We start from the raw sequence: 23,571 nt of genomic DNA on the forward strand, positions 1-23,571 counted from the left end.
AAGGTACAGTTTCCTGCTAAAAAAGAAGAAGAATGTCTAGATTTTAGTGTAGTAGAGTGACAATGCTTAGTTGGCCACTTCGCTAATAAACTTAATACGATACAATCGCAACTCTTCAAGATCGTACTCTCCGTCGAACTCGTCCATTGCATCTTCTATCCGGTCGGTTTGCGCTTCCAAAAAATATTCGTGGATCTCTTCCTGCTGATCCTCATCCAGTATATCTTCGATCCAGTAGTCAATGTTTAATTTTGTACCGCTGTAGACTATAGCTTCCATTTCCTTTATAAAATCACTCATGTCCAGACCTTTCGCATCGGCAATGTCGGTAAGGGGTAATTTGCGATCCACACTCTGAATGATATAAAGTTTTAGTGCACTGTTGGTACCGGTAGATTTCACCACAAAATCATCGGGACGGATAATATCATTCTCTTCAACGTAATCATTTATTAATTTTACGAACGGAGCTCCATATTTTTTTGCCTTGCCCTCGCCTACACCGTGAACATTAGAAAGTTCTTCAATGGAAATGGGATATTTTAAGGCCATATCCTCTAAGGATGGATCCTGAAAGATCACAAACGGAGGGAGGTCCATTTTGTCTGCAACCTTTTTTCGTTCGGCCTTTAATAACTTAAAGAGGTTTTCATCGGCAGTTGCTCCTCCCTTTTGAGCTACTACGATAGTATCGTCAACCTCGTCGTTGTATTGATGGTCTTCGGTCATCATAAACGAATGCGGAGTTTTCATAAAGTCTCTACCACGTTTGGTAAGCTTTACCACCCCATAGCTTTCAATATCCTTTTTTATAAAACCTGCCACCAACAATTGTCTTAGTAATGCCATCCAATAACTGCTCTCTTTATCGGCACCGGCACCAAAAAATTCCTGGGTATCGGTTCGATGCGATTTAATCATGGCATTCACTTTCCCAACCAGCACATGAACAACTTCTTTCGATTTGTACTGCTCATTGGTCTTTTTAATCACATTTAAAAGGGTTTCGGCATCTTCTTTGGCTTCATGTTGCTTCTTCGGATAACGCATATTATCATCCATGTCCCCGCCTTCACCTGTTTCATTGTCAAATTCTTCACCAAAATAATGAAGAATGAATTTTCTTCTCGAAATTGAGGTTTCGGCAAAAGCAACCACCTCTTGTAATAAGGCATGTCCAATTTCCTGCTCGGCCACAGGTTTTCCGCTCATGAATTTTTCAAGCTTTTCGATGTCCTTATAGCCATAGAATGCCAAACAATGTCCTTCACCACCATCTCTGCCCGCCCTGCCGGTTTCCTGATAGTAACTTTCTATACTCTTCGGAATATCATTATGGATCACAAACCTCACATCGGGCTTGTCAATTCCCATTCCGAAGGCAATCGTAGCCACCACGACGTCGGCATCTTCCATCAAAAACATATCCTGATGTTTTACCCGGGTCTTGGCATCGAGACCTGCGTGATAGGGAACGGCTTTAATTCCGTTTACCTGAAGCGTTTGCGCCAGTTCTTCAACCCGCTTGCGACTCAAGCAGTAGATAATTCCGCTTTTACCTTCATGCTGCTTCACAAAGCGAATGATATCACTATCAACGTTCTTGGTCTTGGGTCGAATCTCATAGTACAGATTAGGCCGGTTAAAGGAAGCCTTAAAAGTGTTTGCATCCTGAATTCCGAGATTCTTTAAAATATCTTCCTGAACCTTAGGCGTGGCAGTTGCCGTAAGGCCTATAATTGGAATATCATCACCAATCCTTTTAATGATCGATTTTAGGTTTCGATATTCCGGACGAAAATCATGCCCCCACTCACTTATACAATGCGCTTCATCTATCGCTACAAATGAAATTTGTACCGATTTCAGGAATTCTACATTTTCTTCCTTGGTAAGCGATTCGGGTGCAACGTATAAAAGTTTGGTAATTCCGTTGGTGATATCACTTTTTACCTGTTTCACTTCGGTCTTATTTAGAGAAGAATTAAGCACATGGGCAATACCGTCATCCGAAGAAAGAGCGCGTAAAGCGTCCACCTGATTTTTCATAAGGGCGATCAAAGGAGAAACGACAATGGCGGTACCATCGTTGATCAAAGCCGGTAATTGATAGCAAAGGGACTTCCCACCGCCGGTAGGCATGATAACAAAAGTATTCTCATTGGCAAGAACACTTTTTATTACTTCTAACTGAAGTCCTTTAAATTTGGTAAATCCAAAAAATTTCTTGAGTGCTGCGTATATATCGATCTCCGTCACGCTGCTTTAAAATTTAAGTTTATGTTGATCAGGTTTTGTCAATTATAATTGGTTAAACAGGGGAACAATTGTAATTTCGCAACCTTTATGGTAAAACTGTATCTACTACATAGATACAACGAACGAAAAATATTGATCAGTGCCGTGTTCGTTATCTAAATATAGTAATTTCTGAATCAGTTACAAACTAATAAAAGCGTAAAATTTTGAATCAACAATCCCGTATAATTTCTGTTGCTAAGCAAACGATCGAAACTGAAAGTAAAGCCATTCTCTATTTGTCTGAACTGGTTACTGAAGAATTCGCCGATGCTGTGAATTATATTTATAATTCTGAAGGCCGGGTGATCGTTACCGGAATTGGAAAAAGCGCTAATATCGCCACAAAAATAGTAGCTACCTTAAATTCAACAGGGACTCCGGCAATTTTCATGCATGCTGCCGATGCCATTCATGGTGATCTGGGAACAATTCAGCAAAGGGATATCGTGATCTGTATCTCAAAAAGTGGCAATACTCCCGAAATTAAAGTACTGGTTCCCCTTATAAAAGCCATTGGAAATAAACTTGTCGCCATTACTTCCAATAAAGAATCATTTTTAGGACAACAAGCCGATTTTGTCCTTCATGCCTATGTGGAAAAGGAAGCCTGTCCTAATAATCTCGCCCCAACGACCAGTACCACGGCACAATTGGTTATTGGTGATGCCCTGGCCATGTGTTTGCTTGATCTACGCGGATTCTCATCCCGGGATTTTGCAAAATTCCATCCGGGTGGTTCATTGGGGAAAAAATTATACCTTCGTGTAAGTGATCTTACCTCCTTAAATGAAAAACCCATGGTTCACCCCAATACCGATGTAAAAAAGGTAATCGTGGAAATTTCTGAAAAAATGCTTGGAGTTACTGCTGTTGTTGAAGACAATCAGGTAGTTGGGATCATCACAGACGGGGACCTTCGTAGAATGTTAACCAAAGTGGATAATATTGCCGGCCTTACTGCCAAAGATATCATGTCGAAGAACCCGAAAAAGATCAATAACGATGCAATGGCAATTGAGGCTATGGAATTAATGGATAAGCACGGTATCACTCAGATCCTCGCGGAAGAGGATGGGGCATATTGTGGTGTGGTTCATATCCATAACCTTACCAAAGAAGGTATTATTTAATGTCGCCCAAAAAAAAGAAATCCCCCGAAAAAGAAATGTCCTTTCTGGATCACCTTGAAGAACTAAGGTGGCATTTAATTCGCTCTACAATTGCCGTTGTAGTTTTAGGGGGCATCGCGTTCCTGGCAAAGGACTTTATTTTTGACGTATTGATATTCGGTCCAAAAAAAGCCGATTTCCCAACCTACAAACTCTTGTGTAAATCGGCTCGCTATTTGGGTTTCGATAGTTTTTGCTTTACCGAATTACCGTTCAGGGTACAAAGCCGAACCATGGCCGGACAGTTTTCGGCACATATCTGGACTTCGATTACCGCCGGATTTATAGTGGCCTTTCCATACGTTCTCTACGAGTTCTGGAAGTTTGTGAGTCCGGGATTACATAGAAATGAACGTTCCGGTGCACGCGGATTCATAATCGTCGCGTCACTTTTATTTTTCACAGGGGTATTGTTCGGTTATTATGTGGTTACCCCGCTTTCAATGAACTTTCTTGGCAGCTACCAGGTGAGCGACCAGGTGTTTAACGATTTTGATCTTAGCAGCTATATAGGCTTGGTTAGAGCCTGTGCGTTATCCTCCGGACTCATCTTCGAATTGCCAATCGTTATTTATTTCCTTACCAAGATTGGAGTGGTCACGCCGCAGATACTTCGCAAATACCGAAAATTCGCTTTGGTGATCGTTCTAATAATTTCGGCTATCATTACGCCTCCCGATATCGCGAGTCAGGTGATCGTAGCAATCCCGGTGATCATTCTATACGAAGTGAGTATATTTATATCGAAAGCAGTAGTCAGAAAACAAAACAAGCGCGCTAGAACTCATGGCAAACAATCCAATTGAAGAATTTAACGCTTATCGGTCTAAAATGAACGAAAAGCTGTTGGCAGATAATAATAAGATCATAAAAAGGATCTTCAATCTTGATACTAACGCCTTTAGTGAAGGGGTGCTTCCGAAGAAAACCAAAGAACTGCTGGGTTTAGGAAATTCTTTGGTACTGCGATGCGACGATTGCGTGCGATACCATCTGGAAGAATGCTACAAACTCAACATTTCTAAAGAAGAAGTGGTAGAAGCGATGAGTGTTTCTTTACTTATTGGTGGAACGATCGTCATCCCACACCTGCGAAGAGCCTTTGAATATTGGGAAGCACTGGAGGAAACCAAAAATTAAATAGTACTTTTATAGTCCCGATTGGCAAGGATATTGCGAGCACTCAACGAAAATACCATATGAAGCTAAAAGCCGAAAATCTTATAAAATCCTATAAAGGCCGTAAGGTCGTAAAAGGCATCACCGTTGAAGTGAACCAGGGTGAGATCGTCGGACTTTTAGGTCCTAACGGAGCAGGTAAAACCACCTCGTTTTATATGATCGTAGGATTAATTAAACCTAACGGCGGACAAATTTTCCTTGAAGGCACCAACATTACCAAATACCCGATGTATAAAAGAGCGCAGCACGGCATAGGGTATCTGGCACAGGAAGCTTCGGTGTTTCGAAAACTGAGTGTAGAAGATAATATCTTAAGCGTGCTTCAGCTTACTAAGCTGTCTAAAAAGGAGCAAAACAGTAAAATGGAATCGCTTATAGAAGAGTTTGGGCTCGGTCATATCCGTAAAAACCGTGGAGATCTTTTAAGTGGTGGAGAGCGAAGACGTACCGAGATCGCACGTGCCCTGGCAACCGACCCACACTTTATTCTTCTGGACGAACCCTTTGCCGGAGTAGATCCGGTGGCCGTGGAGGACATTCAGCGCATCGTGGCGCAATTAAAGGAAAAGAACATCGGTATTCTCATTACAGACCACAACGTACAGGAAACGCTGGCTATTACAGACCGTACCTATTTGATGTTCGAAGGAAGTATCTTAAAACACGGAATTCCGGAAGAACTTGCCGACGACGAAATGGTTCGCAAAGTGTATCTGGGTCAGAATTTCGAATTGCGCAAAAAGAAACTATTTACGTAATTCTTTCAGGTGTTCTTTCTTTCCAAAGTAGTGACAATACGATATACAGTAAAATTATCACCGGAATAGCTATATACTGAAGTAGAAGAATAGCAATTATACACAGTGCTAAAAACACATACCGTTTTACGTTGCTTTTAAAATCCCAACTCTTAAATTTTAAGCCGAACAATTTGATCTCTGAATTCAGTAAAAAACAACTCAGAATCGTTAGACCAAGTAAAAACCATTTGTTTAGGAGAACACTTTCTGCTTCAAGGCTATACTGAAAATGCAGTATTAACGGGATGCTCAGGATAAGCATGGCATTGGCGGGAGTGGGTAACCCTATAAAGCTAGTCGTCTGACGCGTATCAACATTAAACTTTGCCAAACGATAAGCGGAAGCTACTGCGATAAGAAGACCTACCAAAGGCCAATAACTAAACTGTCCGGCACTCCATAACATAGTTTCAGATTCTTCTATAGAAAATGTAAATGGTAAACCCAGCGTCGCTTCCGAAAACAATTGCACCATAACGACAGCCGGTGCAAGTCCGCTGGTGATCACATCGGCCAGTGAATCGAATTGCAATCCGATTTCGCTCTGTGCCTTCAGTAATCTGGCGGCCAGACCATCAAAAAAATCGAAGAATATTCCGAAGAAAACAAAAAAAGCAGCCGTAACAAGATCGCCCGAAACGGCAAAGAGAATAGCAACACATCCACACAATAAATTAAGGGAAGTGATGATGTTAGGTATCTGTTTTATCATATTAATTGATCAGCAGTGTAAAAATAGCAAACTATTTGCGTCTAAAGCCATATATACACAATATGTGCTTAAAATTATAGTTTAGTATTCTGTAAAATAGTGAGATATTTGCTGAAAATTATTAGCTTGAAGAAGAACGTTTTTTTCGTTTTACTTATCGTTTCAATATCAGTATCTGCACAAACTGTTCGTAAATATTCCAACGAATTTATGAACATAGGTGTGGATGCCGCTGCTTTTGGGATGGCTAATGCTGTTGTCGCTTCTACCAATGATGTTAATTCCGGTTACTGGAATCCGGCGGGACTCGTAAATCTGGAGGATAAACAACTTTCTTTAATGCACGCCTCCTATTTTGCCAATATTGCCAATTACGATTATGCCGGCTTTGCCATGCCGCTGGACGACAGAAGCGCAGTCGGACTCTCGGTAATTCGCTTTGGAGTGGACGACATCTTGAATACCACCCAACTTATCGACGAACAGGGGAATATCGATTACAACCGTATTAGTTTATTTTCTACGGCCGATTACGGGATCACCTTTTCATATGCCCGGAAGTTACCGCTCGACGGCCTTAACTTTGGGATGAACGCCAAGGTAATTCGACGAGTTATTGGTGATTTTGCATCGTCCTGGGGGTTTGGTCTCGACGCCGCCATTCAGTTTGAAACCGGAGAATGGAAATTTGGAATAATGGCCAGAGATATTACCACGACTTTTAATGCCTGGTCTATTGATGAAGAGCAATTCGCTACTATTTCGGGAGCTGTGGAAGGACAGAATCAGGAATTGCCTGAAACAACCGAGATCACCATCCCTAAATTGCAGATTGGGGCAGCCCGGAATTTTGTCTTTCATTACGATTTTGAGTTACTTGCCGAAGTTGATCTCAACTTCAGATTTGCAGAGACCAACGATATAATTTCTACGTCATTTACCAGTATTGACCCAGCACTGGGGCTACAGTTTGGCTATATCGATATGATCTTTGTTCGCGCCGGACTGGGAAATTTTCAAAATATTAAGCAATTGGATGGAAGTGAGTCGGTTGGATTTCAACCCAATATAGGTGTTGGCTTTAAGTACAAAGGCATTCAGGTTGACTATGCACTTACCGATATTGGCGATCAAAGTGCCGCCTTGTATTCTAATGTTTTTTCCGTTACTTTGGATTGGAGTATTTTCAGGTAAATACTTATTTTTAGTCCCTGAATTCTGAACCCTTTTTCTATGATAAAAAAGTTAGTAGTTCTTCTGGTATTCTTCCTGAACTTTTCGGCATTCCCACAAATTTTTACCCTTTCAGAAGAATCTGAAATAAGCATCCTTACCATCGGTCCCGGAGACAATCTGTACGATAAATTCGGACATAGTGCCTTCAGAGTAAAAGATTTTGCCAAAGGCACAGATATAGTCTTCAATTATGGTGTTTATGACTTCGACACCCCAAACTTTTATACCAAATTCGCTCAGGGAAAATTGAACTACAGGCTGGCTGTAAGTCCATACCGCCCCTTTATTCAAAACTATATTGCGCAGGATCGCTGGGTTGAGGAAGCAGAACTCGAGTTGACCTATGCCGAGAAAGTAGCGATCTTTACATATTTGCAGAATAATGCGCTGCCTGAAAATCAATATTATCTCTACGATTTTTTCTATGACAATTGTGCGACCAAGATCCGTGATGTTTTGGTAGAAGTTTTGAGGGATAAGATTAAATACAATAGTAAGTTTATCGATAAGGAGTATACCTTTAGGGAATTGATCCAAAAGAATGTACAGGCCAACAGCTGGGGAAGTCTGGGAATGGATGTTGCCATTGGTGCGGTGGTCGATAGAGAAGCCACACCGTGGGAATATCAGTTTCTTCCCGAATATGTTCAAAAAGCAGCTGCAACGGCTACCATCACTCATTTGGGAGAAAGTCAGCCGCTTGTTAAGAATTTACAGACCATCCATCGCGTGCAGGGAGAACGGGACAGTTCGGGGTTTTTTATGAGTCCGTTGTTCGTTTTTGGAATACTCGGTCTCATTATTATGTACATCACATACCGAGATTATAAGCAAAAAACCAGAAGCCGTTATCTGGATGGCACAATTTTCTTTATTACCGGTTTAATAGGCGTCTTTCTATGTTTGTTGTGGTTTGCTACCGACCACACCTCTACCGCGAACAATTATAATCTGTTATGGGCCTTTCCGCTTAGCCTGTTCTTTTTTACCCTTATCAGTAAACGCGAACCTAAGAAATGGTTAGGCCGCTATGTTTTTTTATTGCCTCTAATGCTAATAGTATTGATCACACACTGGGTAAGCGGAGTGCAGGTATATGCCATAGGTCTTATTCCTTTGCTTGTTGCGCTTTTTATTCGCTATACCTATGTTTTCTCATTTCTAAAGAAACAGCAGGCGCAGGTGGCAGGGATTAACGAGTAGTGATTAGGATTAGTGGTTAGTGGTTAGTGGTTAGTGGTTAGTGGTTAGTGAAAAAGTAAGCACTAATTCTCGCACCGTACTCCTGACTCCAGACTCCCAACACCTGACTCCAGACTCCCGACTCCCGACTCCTACTGTCCCCTAAAGAAAATTATGGTACTCAGTGTTTTTATCACAATACTGATATCGAGAAAAAGACTTCTTCGTTTAATATAGTAAAGGTCGTATTGTAGTTTTTCCAGCGTATCCTCATGAGAGGTACCGTAATTGGCATTCACCTGTGCCCATCCTGTTACCCCGGGTTTCACCAGATGTCGTACTTCATAAAAAGGGATCTTTTCTGAAAGTTCTTTCACAAATACCGGTCGTTCGGGACGTGGACCAATCACACTCATATCGCCCTTTATCACATTGATAAATTGTGGGATCTCATCAAAACGCGAACGTCTTAAAAACCTGCCGAATTTTGTGACGCGGGTATCCCTCTTTTCGGCATATTGTGCTCCGTCCTTTTCGGCGTCGGTCACCATACTTCTCAGTTTATATATTCTGAAATGTTTTCCGTTCTTTCCCACCCGAATCTGAGTATAGAACAAAGGACCCCGATTGGCAAAAATATTACCTATCAATATGATGGGGAAGATGATCATTCCGAAGAGCAATCCCAGAGCTGAGAACAGGAGATCCAATATCCTGTGGAAGAATAGATATAATTTATTCTGATTAGACCGGCTAAAAGGGAAATACCGGTAAAAATCCTTATCAACATGCTGAACCGGAACCCTGCGTGTGATCTCTTCATACACCTGAGTATATTCTCTTATGGCCACCCCATTTTCCAATAATGATATCAACTGATTATAGAGAGAAACCGTCATACCGTCACTGTGTGGCGTAGCAACCACAATTTCAGAAATAGATCGTTCAGAAACAGTATTAGCCACATTATCAAGGCTGAATTCTTGAAGTTCCTTTTGATCGTAACCCACATACGCGGAAGATCCGGTATTGATAAAACCAACTACCTTATAATTGGGATCCGATTTCTGCAAGGAGGAAATAATGATATCCACATCGTCGGCATTTGCAACCAGCATCACTTTTTTAAAAAAGCGCGGAGCAGAAATTAAAACAATATATGCATAGCGCCATACAAATAGCGCCAGGTTAACAGAAATATAAAAATAGATGATCTGTAAACGGTTGGCGGGAAGTTCGGGAGTAAAAAATGGTGTTAAGAGATAAAATAATACCGTGACTGAGGAAGTAAGAATAATATTCTGCACCACCACTTCAAACTTGCTGGCTTTTTGCAGGTTGTACAATTCAAAAATGGTAGCGAATATGGTGAGGTAAATCCCGAGTACGATAGACCACACCCAGTGATCTTTATTGATCTTGAAGTAGTCGAAATTAAAAACGATCCCAACTAAATACAGCAGCGCCAATACACTTGCGATATCAAAAAGCCGCAACAGGACTTTCCGTTCGGAAATATCAAAATGAATATTCGACTTCTGAGACATTGGTTAAGTTTAGCGCTATAAAAGTAGTAATTATTTAAGCGTCTAACAGTTGAAACCATTTTAGTTTCACTTTCTCCCAATCAAATTCTTCAACTTTCTTACGAGCGTTTACTGAAATTGTTTGAGCCAAGGGTGGATCATTTACGATCTTCTTAATCGCGATTATAAACTCTGAAGAGTCATTTGGGGCTACCAAAATTCCCTCTTCCCCATCTTCGATTAAATACGGAACTCCACCTACTTTGGTGGAGATCACAGGTAATCCCAGCGCCATTGCTTCTATCACACTTACCGGGGTATTGTCGAAATTGGTAGTATTGATGAACACATCGTATTCTCTAGAAAGGCGTATCCAGTCTTCTTTTGATAGCTTTCCGGTAAAGCGAACAGGTAATTTTTTTGCTTCAGAAATCGTTTTGCATCGGGCCAATGAACCGTCTTTTTCGGGTCCAACCATACACAATTCGGCATGAATCCCTTCAGAAATTAGCGATTCCAGTACAGTAAGAGCCAAGTCTGGGTTATAAATTTCGGCAAACGACCGCACCCATAATAATCGCGGACGACATTCCTTGCGAAGAAAAAAAGGATAATTTTCGATTGCAATTGTATTTGGAATATAGGTAACATTAGAGAATCCCTGCTTTGTGAATGCATTCAATAAATAAGCCGAAGGGGCGACATTGGTTTTAGCGCCCCCAAACAGTTTCATACTATGAATTTTACTCTTAACCAATCGGTTAGGGAGATCACCGCCTCTTAAAATAGGAATATAGGGAATTCGCAGTAAACGACACAGATTACCAACTGCCACGGCAAAGTAAAAATTCTGAGTGCTGTAGGTATCAATTAATACTGCCGAAGACTTCGTTCCGTACCGCAACACCGCATACAACATATCAAATAACCGCAGGATTTTATTCTTTTTTGAGGAAGCAGTATAAACCTGATACCCCTCCTTTTCAAGAAAAGCCCCAAGTGTCTCAATAGAAGTGACCGTAACCCCCTTTTTTGACAACTTATTCCCTATGTAGAGCAGGCTTTTTCTTTGCATATACAATTGAAATTAATGCCAGACCATAGATAAATGCGGGTGCAGCAATCCGCATGGACGAGTGATTGATCGTTAGTAGCCAAAATATAAAGAATGAAAATAAATATACGTTCGATCTGTTCCTCATCCTAAAAACGATAGGGGTAAGCACCAATACGACTAAGGATAGTAACCCGAAGATGCCATGTTCCGAAAGTATGCGGCTTACTTCATTATGGGTGGCCGAAAGCCGTCCTGTTTGTTCTAACCGATATTCCTTGATCTTTCCTACTCCAATTCCGGTAAAAGGTCGTTCATAGAACGCCTCCAACTCACTGTCAATAAGTTCGGCCCTTCCTGTTGTAATATCCTCTTTTACCCGTCCCGCGGCATCCTGATTGGAATACCTTTTATCGATCAACCCCAGGGTTGAAAATGAAGTAAACAACCAGGTTACCAGAACAACGCTGCCTATCGCTATTACTTTTGGAACCAGTGTGGCTTTATGTTTTAGATCGGCACTGTAAAAGAACACTATAAAAAACACTATCCCGCAAATAGCCGCTGTAATTACTCCTCCTCTTGAAAAAGTTACAATAGCGCGGTAACTAACTAATGCGAGCAGTGTAAGATCAATTATATTTACCAGCCGACTTTTTATAATAAACAATCGTGAGAATAGTATGAACATTCCAAGGCCGAGGATGGTAGCCACTTGATTGGGTCCATAACCCCCCGAAGCCTCGAAGTTAGACTGAGTTCCGGAAAGTACATCTCTGATGTTCGGTGTATAGAAATATAAAAAGGCAGTCATGGCAATGATAGGCAACAAGGCCGCCAGCAGTATATGTTGCAGTCGTTCCGGAGACATGCGCCGGTTGTAACAATACATGGCCGATATAGCCAGACATAAGGGTCCGCTTAAATTAAAACTGATCGCATTAATAAAATTGGATTCGTAATTTAAATTGATTGCGGAGAAAAGTATACCGGGAACGAGAAAAATAACAAAAAAGGCATAAGGCCACGAGGTTCGCTTAAAACCCTTAAAAAACATCCCCAATACCAGAAAACCTATTACTGCATATTTGGCGAATTCGTAAGATATCCCCACGCCACCGGTCATACGTGAAAACACCTCAAAGCCTGTTACATAGGCAGCAGCCAATAATACCTCATCGTTTCTGTTTCCGGCATTAAATATTCTGAAAATAAAATAGACGATAATGCCCAGCAAAATAAATTTTGCCGTTCCAACAGCGACAAATACCACCAACCCCATCACAATATGAATAAGGATCAATTGTAAGTAGGTTACTTTTTTTATGGCCGTGATTCTCTTCAATTCTTGTAAATTTTCAAAAGTTCGGGCAAAACTCCTTCCAGCGAATAATGTTTTTTAATATGGGCAGTATATAAGCCGGCTTGCTGAATCCGCCATGTCCTGTCCTCAATGGCTATTCTCAGTGCAGTGGTCAATGCTTCTTCATTATTGCTTTCCACTACAGCTCCAAATGTACTAATAACTTCCCGGCAATACCCCACGTTGGTAGCAATTGGATATAATCCTGCCATGCCGTACTCTAATAATGACATAGGCAATCCTTCACTGGACGAAGACAATACTCCAATAGTTGCCTGTTGTAATTGGGGTTGTACCGCCGAAATACTTCCTTCGATGGTCACAGCTGCAGAGAGCCTGTGTTCTTTAATAAAATTTTTTAAGCCTTCGGAATAGTTATCATTAAAATCCTTTCCGATAAGCTGCAGTTTCCAATCGGGATGCGCTTCATGTATTCTTCTGAATGCTTTAAGCAACAGCATATGATTTTTAGGGTCGCGTAGATTGGCCAGACAACAAATGATGTTACTACGGGTTTGAACCTCTTCCGGTTCCCCTTCGAACACAATAAAATTTGGGATATAAATCACTTCTTTTGTAGCCAGATTGGTTTCGCACCACCGTTTTAGATCAGGATTAACTACGACTATTTTACTGAAAAACTTCGAGCACCAATAGAGTGCTTTATGATCCGATCCTTTGGTATGGATCCGGTTGCCATGATGTTCGTGCCAAATTAGCTGAATTTTAGGGTAAATGAGCTTCAGTAATGTTGCAAAAAAATAAGAAGTGGTATGCGCCTGTACGATATCAATCTTATTGGCTTTTACGAATCGTTTAAGACGAAAAAGGGCAGAATAATCCAGCGTTCGCTTTTTCTTTAGAAATAAGTACCCCACTTTATCCTTTAATGCCCCTTTCAGCAACCCTTCAGCCCGGGTAGTGCATAAAAACGAAGCTTCCAAAGGATCACACAAACTATTGGCATAAGTAACAGCAATACGTTCGGCTCCTCCGGGTTCCAGTGAATCTATAAGCTGAAGGACTTTCATTTCAGCAATTTAGTAATTTCCGCTTCAAATTGATCTAACGTATACTGTTGTGACCACTCCTGTCCTTTTTTTGACATACTAGTGAGTTTTTCTTTGTTTCTTATGAGCGACTGTAAACGCTCCAGATCTATTTCGATCCTATTGTCAAGTAACATTCCCCGTTCTCCGTGTTCCAACATCCAGGGAACACATGAAATCCTCGTGACCACCGGAATAACACCCCAGAACATGGCTTCTGCCACAACCTTGGGCCATCCTTCCGATCTGGAAGGTAAAATCAAAAAGTGGCTGTCTTGGTATGCCTGTTCTATCCTTTCTGCCGACTCGTTACCATGTAAGGCAACTACCTCCTTTAATCCGTGCATTTCTATATAAGTCTCAAGCTTATGCCGCTCTGCTCCCTCACCATAGAGATCAAGACGGCAACTGAATCCGTGTTCATTAAGCTGTTCAATAAGTTCCACCGCATATAGTGGCTGTTTTCCCGGAGCAAGACTGCCTACAAATAAAAAATTAAGTTCTCCGGTATAATCACGTTTTCGATGCGTGGCTATTTTAAGTTTTGGATACGTGGCGGTAAAAAACGATCTTATATTCTTTGACTGTCCGGGCCAGGCCCCATAGACCAACACCTTTATATTCCTGCTTAAAAAAGTATTAGATAATAACCATTTCTGAAGTCGGTAACTCCAAGGTTGTTTCGATTTGGGGTCCCAGTTTCCGGCGTATTTGGCAGTCTTGGGTTTCTTCGGAAAAAGTATTTGAATAAAACATCCCAGCAGTCCGATATTTCCCGGGCATCGCAAATGAATATGATCTGACTTTAGCATCGCCCTTAATATCTGAAATTTTATATACGGAATAAACACGATCGCCTGTATAGCCTCAAAAAATGAAGTAAATGAAATTGCCGGTACGGGATATACGGTTATGGTGCTATGGGAATAGGCAAGATGAATCTTGGATATTTCAGCTTTGGAAACGGGAGCTACCACAATGATTTCATCCACATGCTTCCCCCAAATATTCATTTCCCTCACATACGGTCCGTAGGCAAACCAGGAAGAATCCTTAATGATGTGCGGCGTATGTGTGATAATGGAAAAGGTCATGTAAGAAGGCTTTGATAGAATTTCAGGTTCTTTTCCAGTATGGTGTTCTTGTTGTACTTCGCCAGCACCTGTTGTCGCGCGGTTTCCCCTATTTCTTCAAGCGCCTCAGGATTATCCAGACACCAAAGTATCTTTTGGGCTATGTCTTCAGGTTTATACACATCACATAAAAATCCGGTTTTCCCATGATCGATGGTCTCGGGTCCCGGACCGTATTCCGAAAAGATCACCGCTTTTTTCAACAGCATCGCTTCCAGTGTGACCAATCCCTGAGTTTCCATATGTGAAGGAAATACACAAAGGGCTGCTTCGGCATATCGTTTGTTGAGTTCTTCTCTGGGAATACTTCCGTGGAAGGTCACATTTTCCAGATAAGTTTCGTCATACCGGTGTTTTAGCATTTCAATATAAGAGCGTCCATCGGGAAAAAACCAATCTCTTCCAAAAATATCGAGATGTTTTTCGGGGTAGCGTTCTCGCACTATTTTAAAGGCTTCAATAAGTTCTCTCACTCCCTTTTTCTCACAAACCGTTCCTGCAAAAAGTATACGGTCGCAGTCCACCTTGACATTAGGTTCCTCGAGATCTGTATCTATGGGATAATTGATCACCGCCACGGGTTTACCGTGATAGCTTAAATATTTAGCGGTATGCTCCTTGACATAATTAGAGACGGCTATAAATCCGTCGGCTTTATTAAAGGATCGCTTTTCCAGCAGTCCCTTTCGCCAGTTGATCCCACGTTTTTCAGCTTCTGCAAAGAAATGATGCCCTCCGTGCAAACGGATTACCTTTTTGGCCGGATGCTTTCTGGAAATGATCCCGAGTCCGAGTTCAGCCGACTCAATGATATCGATCTTATGATCGGCTTCAATTTCCTTTAAGCGTTTATTGATCACCAGAGCGTTGTACATAAAGTTGGGAACATTACTCGTATTCTTTTTCAACCTTATAAGCTGCACGCCTTTATCGTCCAGTAGTTCTTCTTGATCGCTCTTTCCGACTCCTAATATAAGCACCTGGTGACCGTTTTCGGCAAGGGTCCTGCCAAAGGTTTGTAAAAAAGTACCCGCACCTCCGGGTGACCATAAGGGATATTCGTGTGAAAGAAAGACTATATGCATTTACCTAAGCGCTTTACGTATTTTTTCTGAAGCCGTTTCGGGATATTCTGCAACGATCTTAAACCATTCATTTATTCTCCCACTGTTGTCGTTCATTGCGTGTTTTAAGACCTCTGGAATCTCCGATCTATCGTTGAACCAATATACAGAATTTTGATCCGGCATACTTCGGAAATGCTGATAGTTATAAATAGTTTTTACACTCCAGTTGGGATCCGGAACATGATCGTAATTGATATAAACACAGGGTTTCTGAAACATTCCGAAGTCGAATGCCATAGTAGATCCAACATTGATCACCACGTCGGCATACCGTGCCAGGCTCACCAAAAGTTTTACATCATCCATAGTTGGATAAACGGCTGTCCATTTCTTGGAGTTAAAATTCCATAGAGGCGGCATGGAGATAATAAGTGACGGAAATTTCTCTAGTACCCAATCGTAGCGGTTTGAAAGATCCACCGGACATCTTCTGAATACGATCTGTGTATCCTTATCCAATCCCGAGCGTGCAATTGCTTCAGCCAGATCATTCAAATAATGCGGATCATAGGGAGACGTGCGAATATCATCCCCCGAAAAGCAGATAATCTTTTTATCGGGATTAAGATGGTAAGTGCTGTAAAAATCTTCCTTAGCAATGATGTTCTTTGGCTCATAGTAGAACTCGAACTGCGGAGTACCTGTAACTTCAATGGCTTCTGATGAAATCTCCGGATAGAACTGTTGCAGTTCCTTTTTCATATACTGTGACCAGACCAGATAGGAATCTGCGCGCAGTGCCAGACGGGCCTTTGGAATATTATCCCACGAATAGATCACAGTGGAGGTTGGGATTCCCAAATCACGTGCCGCGGCAAAAACTCCAGGAGCTTTTAAAGCCCTTTGATGCGTACAAAACAATACATCGGGATTTTCCTTTTTGAGTATGGCCGTTATTTTGGAGTAAAACGGATTTTTACGAACTGCCCCGTCGTATTTAGATTCGAGTTTTAAGATTTGATCGTACGTTTTAATTCTGGCTGAAGCCAGCGTTACCATGCGATAAAACAGTTTTAACTTCGCGCTTTTATGCTCTCTTTTCCAGAATTTAAGTATGGTAGGGTTTGAAACTTTACGGGCGTTGTATTTAAGTCGGGAGAGATGAATAAGTTCTCTCAGGAATTTTTCCCTAATGCTCTCTTTATAGGCCGGCAACTCTAATGATCCTTCAATAGAAATTGAACTTTCGATCTGCGATAATGTATCGGCATCAAAATTATGAAACAGCGATACAGAGACATCGTTTCCTTCAAAAACGTTAGAATACAAATAATTCTTTATCCCTACCCCGTCGGGTACTAACACCAGAATTCGTTTCACTCTTTTGTTTTTTGTTGCATGATCCAATTGATAGTATCGGCTACCCTGGTTGAAAGTATGGTAGCCCCTTTTTTATTCAGATGGTTAAAGTTGTAAAAATAGTCGGTACTGTAATTTAAACTGTCCTTTGTGTAATCCAGAAAATAAATATTGTCATTCGATGCTGCTAAATTACTGTATTTCAATTTCATTTTCGGCAACAGGTCGCCTTCAAACTCCTGCAATTTGTAGTATTCGGGGCTCCAAACCAGAAATAGTGTGGTTTTAGTTTTATTTATTTCTGAAATGATACTGAGAAAATCTTCATACCCGGGTTCAAAATCCTGGTCAAACACATCGGGATACTCATTTTTAAAGGCTTCAAAACTATTATCCCATGTATCGGTACTTCCAATATAGCCTTTATACCCCCTCATCTTGCGTTCAAAATTGAAAAAATGTGATCCCAGTCCCATAAAAAACTCGTCTCTGTAGCCTCTATATTTATAAACAGGAAGTATTGCTTCCCACACTATATTATCGTCATACTTCGACATAATTTTTAGCGCTTCAAGAGAGTAATAGTAAGGAAAGTATTTTTCCTTCTGAAGCAATTTTCTCTCCTGCGACATGGAAAGTATGTCGACATTTTGAATGATAAACTCAGGTTCCTTATTATTCGCAAGATAGTTTTTCACTTTTAGTAGTTGAAAACCATAAGGAGCGCCATCAGCTCCAAGATTATATGCAGATCTATTCAGTTTACGCTCAAACACAGCAGGATCGAAATGCTTTAAAGCCCGTGAGGAGCCAAAGATCACTATATCGCTGTTTATCTTTCCGTTAGTGACCGACGACCACTCATAATAAACCGGGCTGTAATTATTCCTCAATCCGAAGTCGGCAATAAGCTGCAGTCCCCATAAAAAAACATAGAGTGCTGCAAGAAAATAAAAAAAACGTTTCAGAAATTTTTTCATAAAAATTAAAACTGAAAGTAGATAAAGCTGGTGGCTTCGTTATTAAAGCTTAAAATTATAAATAGCATTAAAACAAAATACATAGCATAGCGTAAAACCGATCGTTGCTGTAAAAACTGTCCCACAAATTGTTCCCGTTCTCGACTAAACCATTCAATGATCATAAAGAAAATCAGCAGCAAAAACAATGGTTTTATATTAATTAAATAGGTGGTCTTTGTGGAAAGGGAGGTATAATCTTCAGAAATGACTATAGACCGAATATAATCAAACGCATGTGTAATGGAATCTGCTCTGAAAAATATCCAGGCAAATGTGACCATCGCAAAGGTTCCCAAAATAGCCAGGGCTTCTTTAAAGTGAGGAAAAATACGGTCTTCGGCCACTGCATTCAAGTATTTTCTATTCCTTCCGAAGAATAATAAAGGAATAAAAAACAAGGCATGTAGACCACCCCAGGCTATAAACGTCCAGTTGGCGCCATGCCAGAATCCGCTTACTACAAAAATGATAAGCACATTGCGTAGTTGCTGGTATGTATTACCTCGCGAACCACCCAGAGGGATATACAGATAATCGCGAAACCAGGTAGAAAGTGAAATATGCCAACGTCTCCAGAATTCACCAATATTCCGGGAAAAGTAAGGGTATCTGAAGTTCGTCATTAAATTAAATCCGAACAATCGTGCTGTTCCAATAGCAATATCACTATAGCCCGAAAAATCTCCATAGATCTGTACAGCAAACAATACAGCTCCCAACACCAGCACCGGACTGGAATACTCGGAGTAGTTGAGGAAAATATCATCTACATAAGGAGCGCAGTTATCGGCTATAACCACTTTTTTAAAGAGTCCGTATAGGATCATTCGCATACCGGTAACTCCCTGATCGTATGTGAAACTTCGATCTTTAAAGAATTGCGGAAGCAGGTTTGAAGCCCGCTCGATAGGTCCGGCTACCAGCTGTGGAAAGAAAGAGACGAAAGCGGCAAATGCAATAAAATTTCGGGTCGGTTGCAACTTATTTCTATACACATCTATCGAATAACTCAAAGTCTGAAACGTATAAAAAGAAATTCCTACAGGTAAGATAATGTTAAGTGTAGTTGCGTTCATTGGAATTCCCACAGCACCCCAGGCATCGATCCAACTCTCTACAAAGAAATTATAATACTTAAAAACGCCCAGCAAACCGAGATTAACCAGCAAACTAATTACCAACAATCCCTTCCTCACTCCTTTTTTTTCTGAAGCACCCAGTTTTAAACCCACCGCATAATCTACCAGCGTACTGAACAGGATAAGCGAAAGAAATCTCCAGTCCCACCAACCGTAGAACACATAACTGGCAATGAGCAAAAGCACATTTTGTGCTTTAATGGATCGTTTAAATACAAACCAATACAAACAGAATACGACCGGCAGGAAAATGAAGAATTCGAATGAATTGAATAGCATAAATAGCAGGTTATTTCAAGGATGTGGCAATTTTTTCAGCCCATATCCAATCTTCTTCTGTATCGATATTCACATGAGTATCCGGGTTCAATTGGATAGACGAAATGCTTTTTCCGAAGAACGAATTATCTTCTAGCAGCACCGAAGTCTTTGTAATATAGATAGCTCCGTCCCGTATATAAGCAGGAGGTAGATCCTGTCTTCGTTTTATAATTGAACTTGCTCCGGTTGCCAGTTGCAAGCTATTGTCTTTATTACGTTCAAATACCCAATGCGGATTGTATTGATGGGGCACTTCCTGTACCGAAATAAGTGAATCGGTTTTGGCCGAAATAAATGCTGAAACCGCCGCATCGATGTCGGATGCAGTCCTAAATGGCGTAGTTACCTGAAGCAGACAAACGGCATCATATTCACTGCCCTGTGCCGAAAGTTCTTTTAATGCGTGTTGAACTACTTCCAATGATCCCGAATGATCTTCAGCCAAATGTGTAGGACGGATAAAAGGTACTTCGACCCCGGCATTTTCGGCCATGTTTCGCAGGGTTTCGTCTTCCGAAGAAAAAACTACACGGTCTAAGGAATTTGCGGCTAAAGCAGCTTCTATTGTGTACAATAAAAGCGGTTTTCCGGCCAGCTCCTTTCGGTTCTTATCGGGAATTCCCTTGCTCCCTGCCCGTGCCGGTATTAGACCTAGGATCTTCATTAATACGTAATCGTTTTATGAAATCGCAATTCGATATTTGCAATGATATCGGCTATTTTCTTACCGCTCTTTCCCGCTCCGTAGATCTCGCTTCGCTCATTCCTGGGAGTATCAAGTTGTTGCTCAATAGCCTTCTTAATTAAGTCGCTATCGTAGGGAACATCAATCACGTTGGTTCCGCGAAGACGTCGATTTTGTCGTGTTCCGATGTTTACCACCGGTACCCCCATAAACGAACATTCTCGTATGCCCACGCTGCTGTTGCCTATTAAGCATTTGCTGTTGATGAGCAGTTTTAAAAAATCGAAGGGCTCCATATTCTTAAAGAATCGGATATGCTTTGGGTTGTGTTCTTCTCTGTACGAGCGAATCGCATTAGAGGTACCGTCTGCTCCGGCGTCTACATTGGGCCAGAACCAAAACGTAGGGATCTGCAATGCATCGATCACCGTAAGTGTTTTTTGGACATCTCGCTTCGCTTCATCGTATTCGGTGGTTACGGGATGCTGCATCACCACGAGATAATCCTGATCTGCAGAAAATGTACCACCTACGCCACCATATTTTTCAATAGGATCGAAATCGAGTTTCGGGTTTCTAACGATCTCTGCGGCAAGGTCTATGGACGGACAGCCGGTATTAAATACATAATCTTCATCTTCCCCCATTTTAATCACCCGTTCTCGGGCATCTTCCGAAGTCACAAAATGTAGATCCGCCAGCTTGGTATTCGCATGTCGCACCTTTTCATCAATATTTCCGGTTACCTCTCCCCCTTGTAAATGAATTAAAGGAATATTCTGATATGCCGCAGCAATGGAAGTGGCGATGGTTTCAAATCGATCGGCTATGGTAAGTACGGCATCGGGTTGCAGGTTATAAAACACATTGGCCAGCTCCATAACACCCAGCCCGGTGGTCTTTGCCATGGCCGTCTTATTTTCTCCTTCGAGCACGATAAACACCTTTTCGTTAATGGTAAATCCGTCGCGTTCAATAAAATTTACAGCCGTACCGTAACGATCCAGCAAGGCCGAACCCGCAACCACCAATTGTAATTCCAATGCCGGATGGTCTTTTATGGCCTGTAATGCCGTTTTCACCCTACTATATGAGGGTCTGGCGGTAATTACGGCACATATTTTTCTTTTTTTAGTCATTGAGGTCGATTGCGTCTTCAGTTAAAAAATCCCATTGATCGAGTCCCATTTTTAAGGGTTTACCAATCACTTCTGTATATTTTGCGGCGTCAATACCATAGCCTTTCGGTTTTTTAGCTTCCAGGTCGCCAAACTCGAGGATATGTCCCTGTGGTAGTTTCTTGTTAACAGCCAAAGACTTTTCAAAGATCTGTTTGAGTTGCGTATAGGCCGAATTATCCGCTTTATCTACAGGATTCCGAAGTGCTGTATATATGTCATTTGCACCCTCCACCAATGATTTGGTCTCGTCTATGGTAAGCGAGGATGACACATCTGGGCCAAACATATTTCGGTTAAAAACCACATGAAATTCCAGAATTTCCGCCCCTAATGCGACGGCTGCAATACCTGTAGCTACCTTCGCCGAATGATCGGAAAAGCCAACAGGTACTCCGTATCGTTCCTTTAATTGTTGGATCACATTCAATCCGTAATTTTCGGGCTGGGTCGGATAGTCGGTAGTACACTGTAAAATGCTGAAGGTGGCGCTGTGCTGCTTCAGAAAGTCTGCGGTTTTATCCAATTCGTCGAACGAACTCATCCCGCTGGATATAATGATGGGCTTTCCGGTGGCGATCACATTTTTCAGTAATAAGAAATTATTCACTTCCCCACTACCTATTTTATATTGTTCCACGCCTGCTTTCTCGAGTACATCTACCGCGGCGTTGCTAAACGGACTGCTCATAAAGATAAGGCCTGCTTCTTTGCAATGCTTCCCAATACCAACCCATTGTTCTGGAGTAAATTCCATTCGTTTCCAATAATCGTAGCGTGTTTCGTCCTGCTGAGAAAATTTTATCCGAAAAGGCTCATGTACACTGCTTTCGGCTTCGGCAATATGAGTCTGAAATTTTATGGCATTCACCCCGGTTGCCGCCACAGCATCGATATATGCGTGTAGCATTCCTAAACTTCCGTCGTGGGCCTGGCCAATTTCAGCGATAGTGAACATATTTTACACCATATTTTTTTTAGCTTCCGCTATTTTGTGATTCATTTTAGCGCACCAGTCGTCAAGATCGTATAATTTTTCGAACTCGGGTCTGTAAAACGGATTTTGATAGTTGTTTGCCACATATTCATGCATACTTTCTTTGATCACCCTTACCCATTCATCAATAAAATTAGGATTCTCAATGAGCTTTCCATAGTCCCCATTGGCAAGTACTTCCTTCACTCCGCCCTGGTCTGATGCAATACAGTAGCAACCGCACTTAAGCGCCTCAGCGAGGACAATTCCGAAGCCTTCCTTACACAAGGTAGAAAACAGATAAAAATCGGATACCTGATAATATTGTGGTAAAGTAGCATTAGGCACACGACCCACAACCGTAACCCCGTCGAGATCGACTTCGGTGTTGGTCCCAACGATCAGCAATTGCATTTCAGCGGCATTTCCGGAATAGACACGTTTCCAAACATCGAGGATAATGTGTAAACCCTTTTTAGGACGATCCTGAGAGCACCACAGGAAAACCAGTTTTGCTTTAATGCCCAGCGCATCCTTTAAACTAGTTTTTTCTTCGGAAGGGATGGTATGAAATAATTTGCTATCGGTAGTATTGTGCATCACGCCGGCCCGCATCGTCAACTCGTAATAATACGATTTGTATAATTGATACGACATTTGAGTGAGGAAGAACATTTCGTCTATTCCGCCTAAAAATGACTCCGCACGCTCGTCCTTGTACAAAACGTCAAACCCCTGAAAGTAGTACTGTATATAAAAATCCTTACGATCGTAATGCGTTTCCAGATGGGTATTCAAGGGTGCGATCAAGCCCGAATGATCGATAATGTGTATGATGTATTTTTGATTAGGCTCGAGTACGGCATCCAACGCTTTAAAATAATGGGCAAAGCGGTTTTTCTTATCGAGTCTGTTTTTAATGGCTTCCGGAAAATTCGTTGGCTTGATGTACGAATAGGTAACCCCTTCTGCTTTTTCATCATCCTCGGGACATACTATAAAATCGAAGTTGTGCAGTGAATTCCGAAGGTAATAATTATACATATTGGTCCAACTGGCTATACGGTTGAGAGGCATAGGGTATTGACACAACAGAATGGTCTTTATCTCGCTCATA

General features: G+C 41.5%; 21 protein-coding genes. 6 read left to right on the forward strand and 15 right to left on the reverse strand.

Translation table 11 applies throughout. The annotated features are described in order from the left end of the window. Positions 1-66: 66 nt before the first annotated feature. Positions 67-2,259: a DNA helicase RecQ gene (recQ, locus tag ALE3EI_RS00480; RefSeq protein ID WP_186989752.1), complete on the reverse strand. Its 2,193-nt coding sequence runs from the start codon at positions 2,257-2,259 to the stop codon at positions 67-69. 206 nt (positions 2,260-2,465) lie between these two features. On the opposite strand from recQ, the gene ALE3EI_RS00485 reads away from it, so the two are divergent. Genes ALE3EI_RS00485 through lptB form a run of 4 tightly spaced genes read left to right on the forward strand, consistent with a single transcriptional unit; the run spans position 2,466 to position 5,410 of the window. Next, the gene (locus tag ALE3EI_RS00485; protein WP_186989754.1) at positions 2,466-3,431 is read left to right on the forward strand and encodes a KpsF/GutQ family sugar-phosphate isomerase; all 966 of its coding nucleotides are present in this window, start codon (positions 2,466-2,468) and stop codon (positions 3,429-3,431) included. Further along, the gene (tatC, locus tag ALE3EI_RS00490) at positions 3,431-4,276 is read left to right on the forward strand and encodes a twin-arginine translocase subunit TatC (RefSeq protein ID WP_233279980.1); all 846 of its coding nucleotides are present in this window, start codon (positions 3,431-3,433) and stop codon (positions 4,274-4,276) included. The genes ALE3EI_RS00485 and tatC overlap by 1 nt, the downstream gene beginning before the upstream one ends. Continuing rightward, the gene (locus tag ALE3EI_RS00495; RefSeq protein ID WP_186989756.1) at positions 4,257-4,610 is read left to right on the forward strand and encodes a carboxymuconolactone decarboxylase family protein; all 354 of its coding nucleotides are present in this window, start codon (positions 4,257-4,259) and stop codon (positions 4,608-4,610) included. The genes tatC and ALE3EI_RS00495 overlap by 20 nt, the downstream gene beginning before the upstream one ends. A 59-nt stretch (positions 4,611-4,669) precedes the next feature. Next, the gene (gene lptB, locus ALE3EI_RS00500; RefSeq protein WP_186989758.1) at positions 4,670-5,410 is read left to right on the forward strand and encodes an LPS export ABC transporter ATP-binding protein; all 741 of its coding nucleotides are present in this window, start codon (positions 4,670-4,672) and stop codon (positions 5,408-5,410) included. On the opposite strand, the gene ALE3EI_RS00505 is transcribed toward lptB, so the two are convergent. Further along, a complete protein-coding gene (locus ALE3EI_RS00505) occupies positions 5,403-6,164 on the reverse strand; it encodes a CDP-alcohol phosphatidyltransferase family protein (protein ID WP_186989760.1) in 762 nt (253 codons plus the stop codon). The two genes, lptB and ALE3EI_RS00505, sit on opposite strands and share 8 nt — an antisense overlap. Positions 6,165-6,290: 126 nt before the next feature. Between ALE3EI_RS00505 and ALE3EI_RS00510 the strand changes: the two genes are divergently transcribed. Both ALE3EI_RS00510 and ALE3EI_RS00515 read left to right on the forward strand, forming a co-directional pair. Continuing rightward, on the forward strand, positions 6,291-7,358 hold the full coding sequence (locus ALE3EI_RS00510) for a putative type IX sorting system protein PorV2 (protein WP_186989762.1): 1,068 nt from the start codon (positions 6,291-6,293) through the stop codon (positions 7,356-7,358). 39 nt (positions 7,359-7,397) lie between these two features. Then, positions 7,398-8,603 (forward strand): lipoprotein N-acyltransferase Lnb domain-containing protein, encoded by a 1,206-nt coding sequence (locus tag ALE3EI_RS00515; protein WP_186989764.1) that lies wholly within the window; start codon positions 7,398-7,400, stop codon positions 8,601-8,603. Positions 8,604-8,734: 131 nt separating this feature from the next. Here ALE3EI_RS00515 and ALE3EI_RS00520 read toward each other — a convergent pair whose 3' ends face one another. The 13 genes from ALE3EI_RS00520 to ALE3EI_RS00580 are packed head-to-tail and all read right to left on the reverse strand — an operon-like array spanning position 8,735 to position 23,570. Then, on the reverse strand, positions 8,735-10,129 hold the full coding sequence (locus ALE3EI_RS00520; RefSeq protein ID WP_186989766.1) for a sugar transferase: 1,395 nt from the start codon (positions 10,127-10,129) through the stop codon (positions 8,735-8,737). A gap of 34 nt (positions 10,130-10,163) precedes the next feature. Further along, the gene (locus ALE3EI_RS00525; RefSeq protein WP_186989768.1) at positions 10,164-11,183 is read right to left on the reverse strand and encodes a glycosyltransferase family 4 protein; all 1,020 of its coding nucleotides are present in this window, start codon (positions 11,181-11,183) and stop codon (positions 10,164-10,166) included. Next, positions 11,149-12,507, reverse strand: a complete 1,359-nt coding sequence (locus ALE3EI_RS00530; RefSeq protein WP_233279981.1) for an O-antigen ligase family protein — start codon at positions 12,505-12,507, stop codon at positions 11,149-11,151. Before ALE3EI_RS00530 ends, ALE3EI_RS00525 begins: the two co-directional genes overlap by 35 nt. After that, positions 12,504-13,556: a glycosyltransferase gene (locus ALE3EI_RS00535; protein WP_186989770.1), complete on the reverse strand. Its 1,053-nt coding sequence runs from the start codon at positions 13,554-13,556 to the stop codon at positions 12,504-12,506. The genes ALE3EI_RS00530 and ALE3EI_RS00535 overlap by 4 nt, the downstream gene beginning before the upstream one ends. Continuing rightward, on the reverse strand, positions 13,553-14,668 hold the full coding sequence (locus tag ALE3EI_RS00540; protein ID WP_186989772.1) for a glycosyltransferase family 4 protein: 1,116 nt from the start codon (positions 14,666-14,668) through the stop codon (positions 13,553-13,555). Before ALE3EI_RS00540 ends, ALE3EI_RS00535 begins: the two co-directional genes overlap by 4 nt. Next, entirely contained in the window at positions 14,665-15,792 is a 1,128-nt protein-coding gene (locus ALE3EI_RS00545; RefSeq protein ID WP_186989774.1) for a glycosyltransferase family 4 protein, read from the reverse strand. The genes ALE3EI_RS00540 and ALE3EI_RS00545 overlap by 4 nt, the downstream gene beginning before the upstream one ends. Next, a complete protein-coding gene (locus ALE3EI_RS00550) occupies positions 15,793-17,154 on the reverse strand; it encodes an MGDG synthase family glycosyltransferase (protein WP_186989776.1) in 1,362 nt (453 codons plus the stop codon). Further along, complete coding sequence (locus ALE3EI_RS00555) at positions 17,151-18,113, reverse strand: hypothetical protein (RefSeq protein ID WP_186989778.1); 963 nt, start codon at positions 18,111-18,113, stop codon at positions 17,151-17,153. The genes ALE3EI_RS00550 and ALE3EI_RS00555 overlap by 4 nt, the downstream gene beginning before the upstream one ends. Positions 18,114-18,118: 5 nt before the next feature. Continuing rightward, positions 18,119-19,573: an MBOAT family O-acyltransferase gene (locus ALE3EI_RS00560; RefSeq protein WP_186989780.1), complete on the reverse strand. Its 1,455-nt coding sequence runs from the start codon at positions 19,571-19,573 to the stop codon at positions 18,119-18,121. A gap of 10 nt (positions 19,574-19,583) precedes the next feature. Continuing rightward, positions 19,584-20,279 (reverse strand): acylneuraminate cytidylyltransferase family protein, encoded by a 696-nt coding sequence (locus tag ALE3EI_RS00565; protein WP_186989782.1) that lies wholly within the window; start codon positions 20,277-20,279, stop codon positions 19,584-19,586. Beyond that, a complete protein-coding gene (gene neuC, locus ALE3EI_RS00570) occupies positions 20,279-21,439 on the reverse strand; it encodes a UDP-N-acetylglucosamine 2-epimerase (RefSeq protein WP_186989785.1) in 1,161 nt (386 codons plus the stop codon). Before neuC ends, ALE3EI_RS00565 begins: the two co-directional genes overlap by 1 nt. After that, the gene (locus ALE3EI_RS00575) at positions 21,432-22,436 is read right to left on the reverse strand and encodes an N-acetylneuraminate synthase family protein (protein ID WP_186989787.1); all 1,005 of its coding nucleotides are present in this window, start codon (positions 22,434-22,436) and stop codon (positions 21,432-21,434) included. The genes neuC and ALE3EI_RS00575 overlap by 8 nt, the downstream gene beginning before the upstream one ends. A 3-nt stretch (positions 22,437-22,439) precedes the next feature. Next, on the reverse strand, positions 22,440-23,570 hold the full coding sequence (locus tag ALE3EI_RS00580) for a glycosyltransferase family 4 protein (RefSeq protein WP_186989789.1): 1,131 nt from the start codon (positions 23,568-23,570) through the stop codon (positions 22,440-22,442). Position 23,571 lies beyond the last annotated feature (1 nt).

This window comes from Constantimarinum furrinae, assembly GCF_014295415.1.
Classification (GTDB): domain Bacteria; phylum Bacteroidota; class Bacteroidia; order Flavobacteriales; family Flavobacteriaceae; genus Constantimarinum; species Constantimarinum furrinae.

What these genes read in the sequence shown, in the direction of transcription:
- ALE3EI_RS00580 (WP_186989789.1), bottom strand. Translation starts at nt 23,570, where the DNA reads ATGAGCGAGATAAAGACCATTCTGTTGTGTCAATACCCTATGCCTCTC.
- ALE3EI_RS00540 (WP_186989772.1), bottom strand. Translation starts at nt 14,668, where the DNA reads ATGACCTTTTCCATTATCACACATACGCCGCACATCATTAAGGATTCT.
- ALE3EI_RS00545 (WP_186989774.1), bottom strand. Translation starts at nt 15,792, where the DNA reads ATGCATATAGTCTTTCTTTCACACGAATATCCCTTATGGTCACCCGGA.
- ALE3EI_RS00535 (WP_186989770.1), bottom strand. Translation starts at nt 13,556, where the DNA reads ATGAAAGTCCTTCAGCTTATAGATTCACTGGAACCCGGAGGAGCCGAA.
- neuC (WP_186989785.1), bottom strand. Translation starts at nt 21,439, where the DNA reads ATGACTAAAAAAAGAAAAATATGTGCCGTAATTACCGCCAGACCCTCA.
- tatC (WP_233279980.1), top strand. Translation starts at nt 3,431, where the DNA reads ATGTCGCCCAAAAAAAAGAAATCCCCCGAAAAAGAAATGTCCTTTCTG.
- ALE3EI_RS00505 (WP_186989760.1), bottom strand. Translation starts at nt 6,164, where the DNA reads ATGATAAAACAGATACCTAACATCATCACTTCCCTTAATTTATTGTGT.
- ALE3EI_RS00560 (WP_186989780.1), bottom strand. Translation starts at nt 19,573, where the DNA reads ATGCTATTCAATTCATTCGAATTCTTCATTTTCCTGCCGGTCGTATTC.
- ALE3EI_RS00565 (WP_186989782.1), bottom strand. Translation starts at nt 20,279, where the DNA reads ATGAAGATCCTAGGTCTAATACCGGCACGGGCAGGGAGCAAGGGAATT.
- ALE3EI_RS00515 (WP_186989764.1), top strand. Translation starts at nt 7,398, where the DNA reads ATGATAAAAAAGTTAGTAGTTCTTCTGGTATTCTTCCTGAACTTTTCG.
- ALE3EI_RS00555 (WP_186989778.1), bottom strand. Translation starts at nt 18,113, where the DNA reads ATGAAAAAATTTCTGAAACGTTTTTTTTATTTTCTTGCAGCACTCTAT.
- ALE3EI_RS00525 (WP_186989768.1), bottom strand. Translation starts at nt 11,183, where the DNA reads ATGCAAAGAAAAAGCCTGCTCTACATAGGGAATAAGTTGTCAAAAAAG.
- lptB (WP_186989758.1), top strand. Translation starts at nt 4,670, where the DNA reads ATGAAGCTAAAAGCCGAAAATCTTATAAAATCCTATAAAGGCCGTAAG.
- ALE3EI_RS00495 (WP_186989756.1), top strand. Translation starts at nt 4,257, where the DNA reads ATGGCAAACAATCCAATTGAAGAATTTAACGCTTATCGGTCTAAAATG.
- ALE3EI_RS00575 (WP_186989787.1), bottom strand. Translation starts at nt 22,436, where the DNA reads ATGTTCACTATCGCTGAAATTGGCCAGGCCCACGACGGAAGTTTAGGA.
- ALE3EI_RS00520 (WP_186989766.1), bottom strand. Translation starts at nt 10,129, where the DNA reads ATGTCTCAGAAGTCGAATATTCATTTTGATATTTCCGAACGGAAAGTC.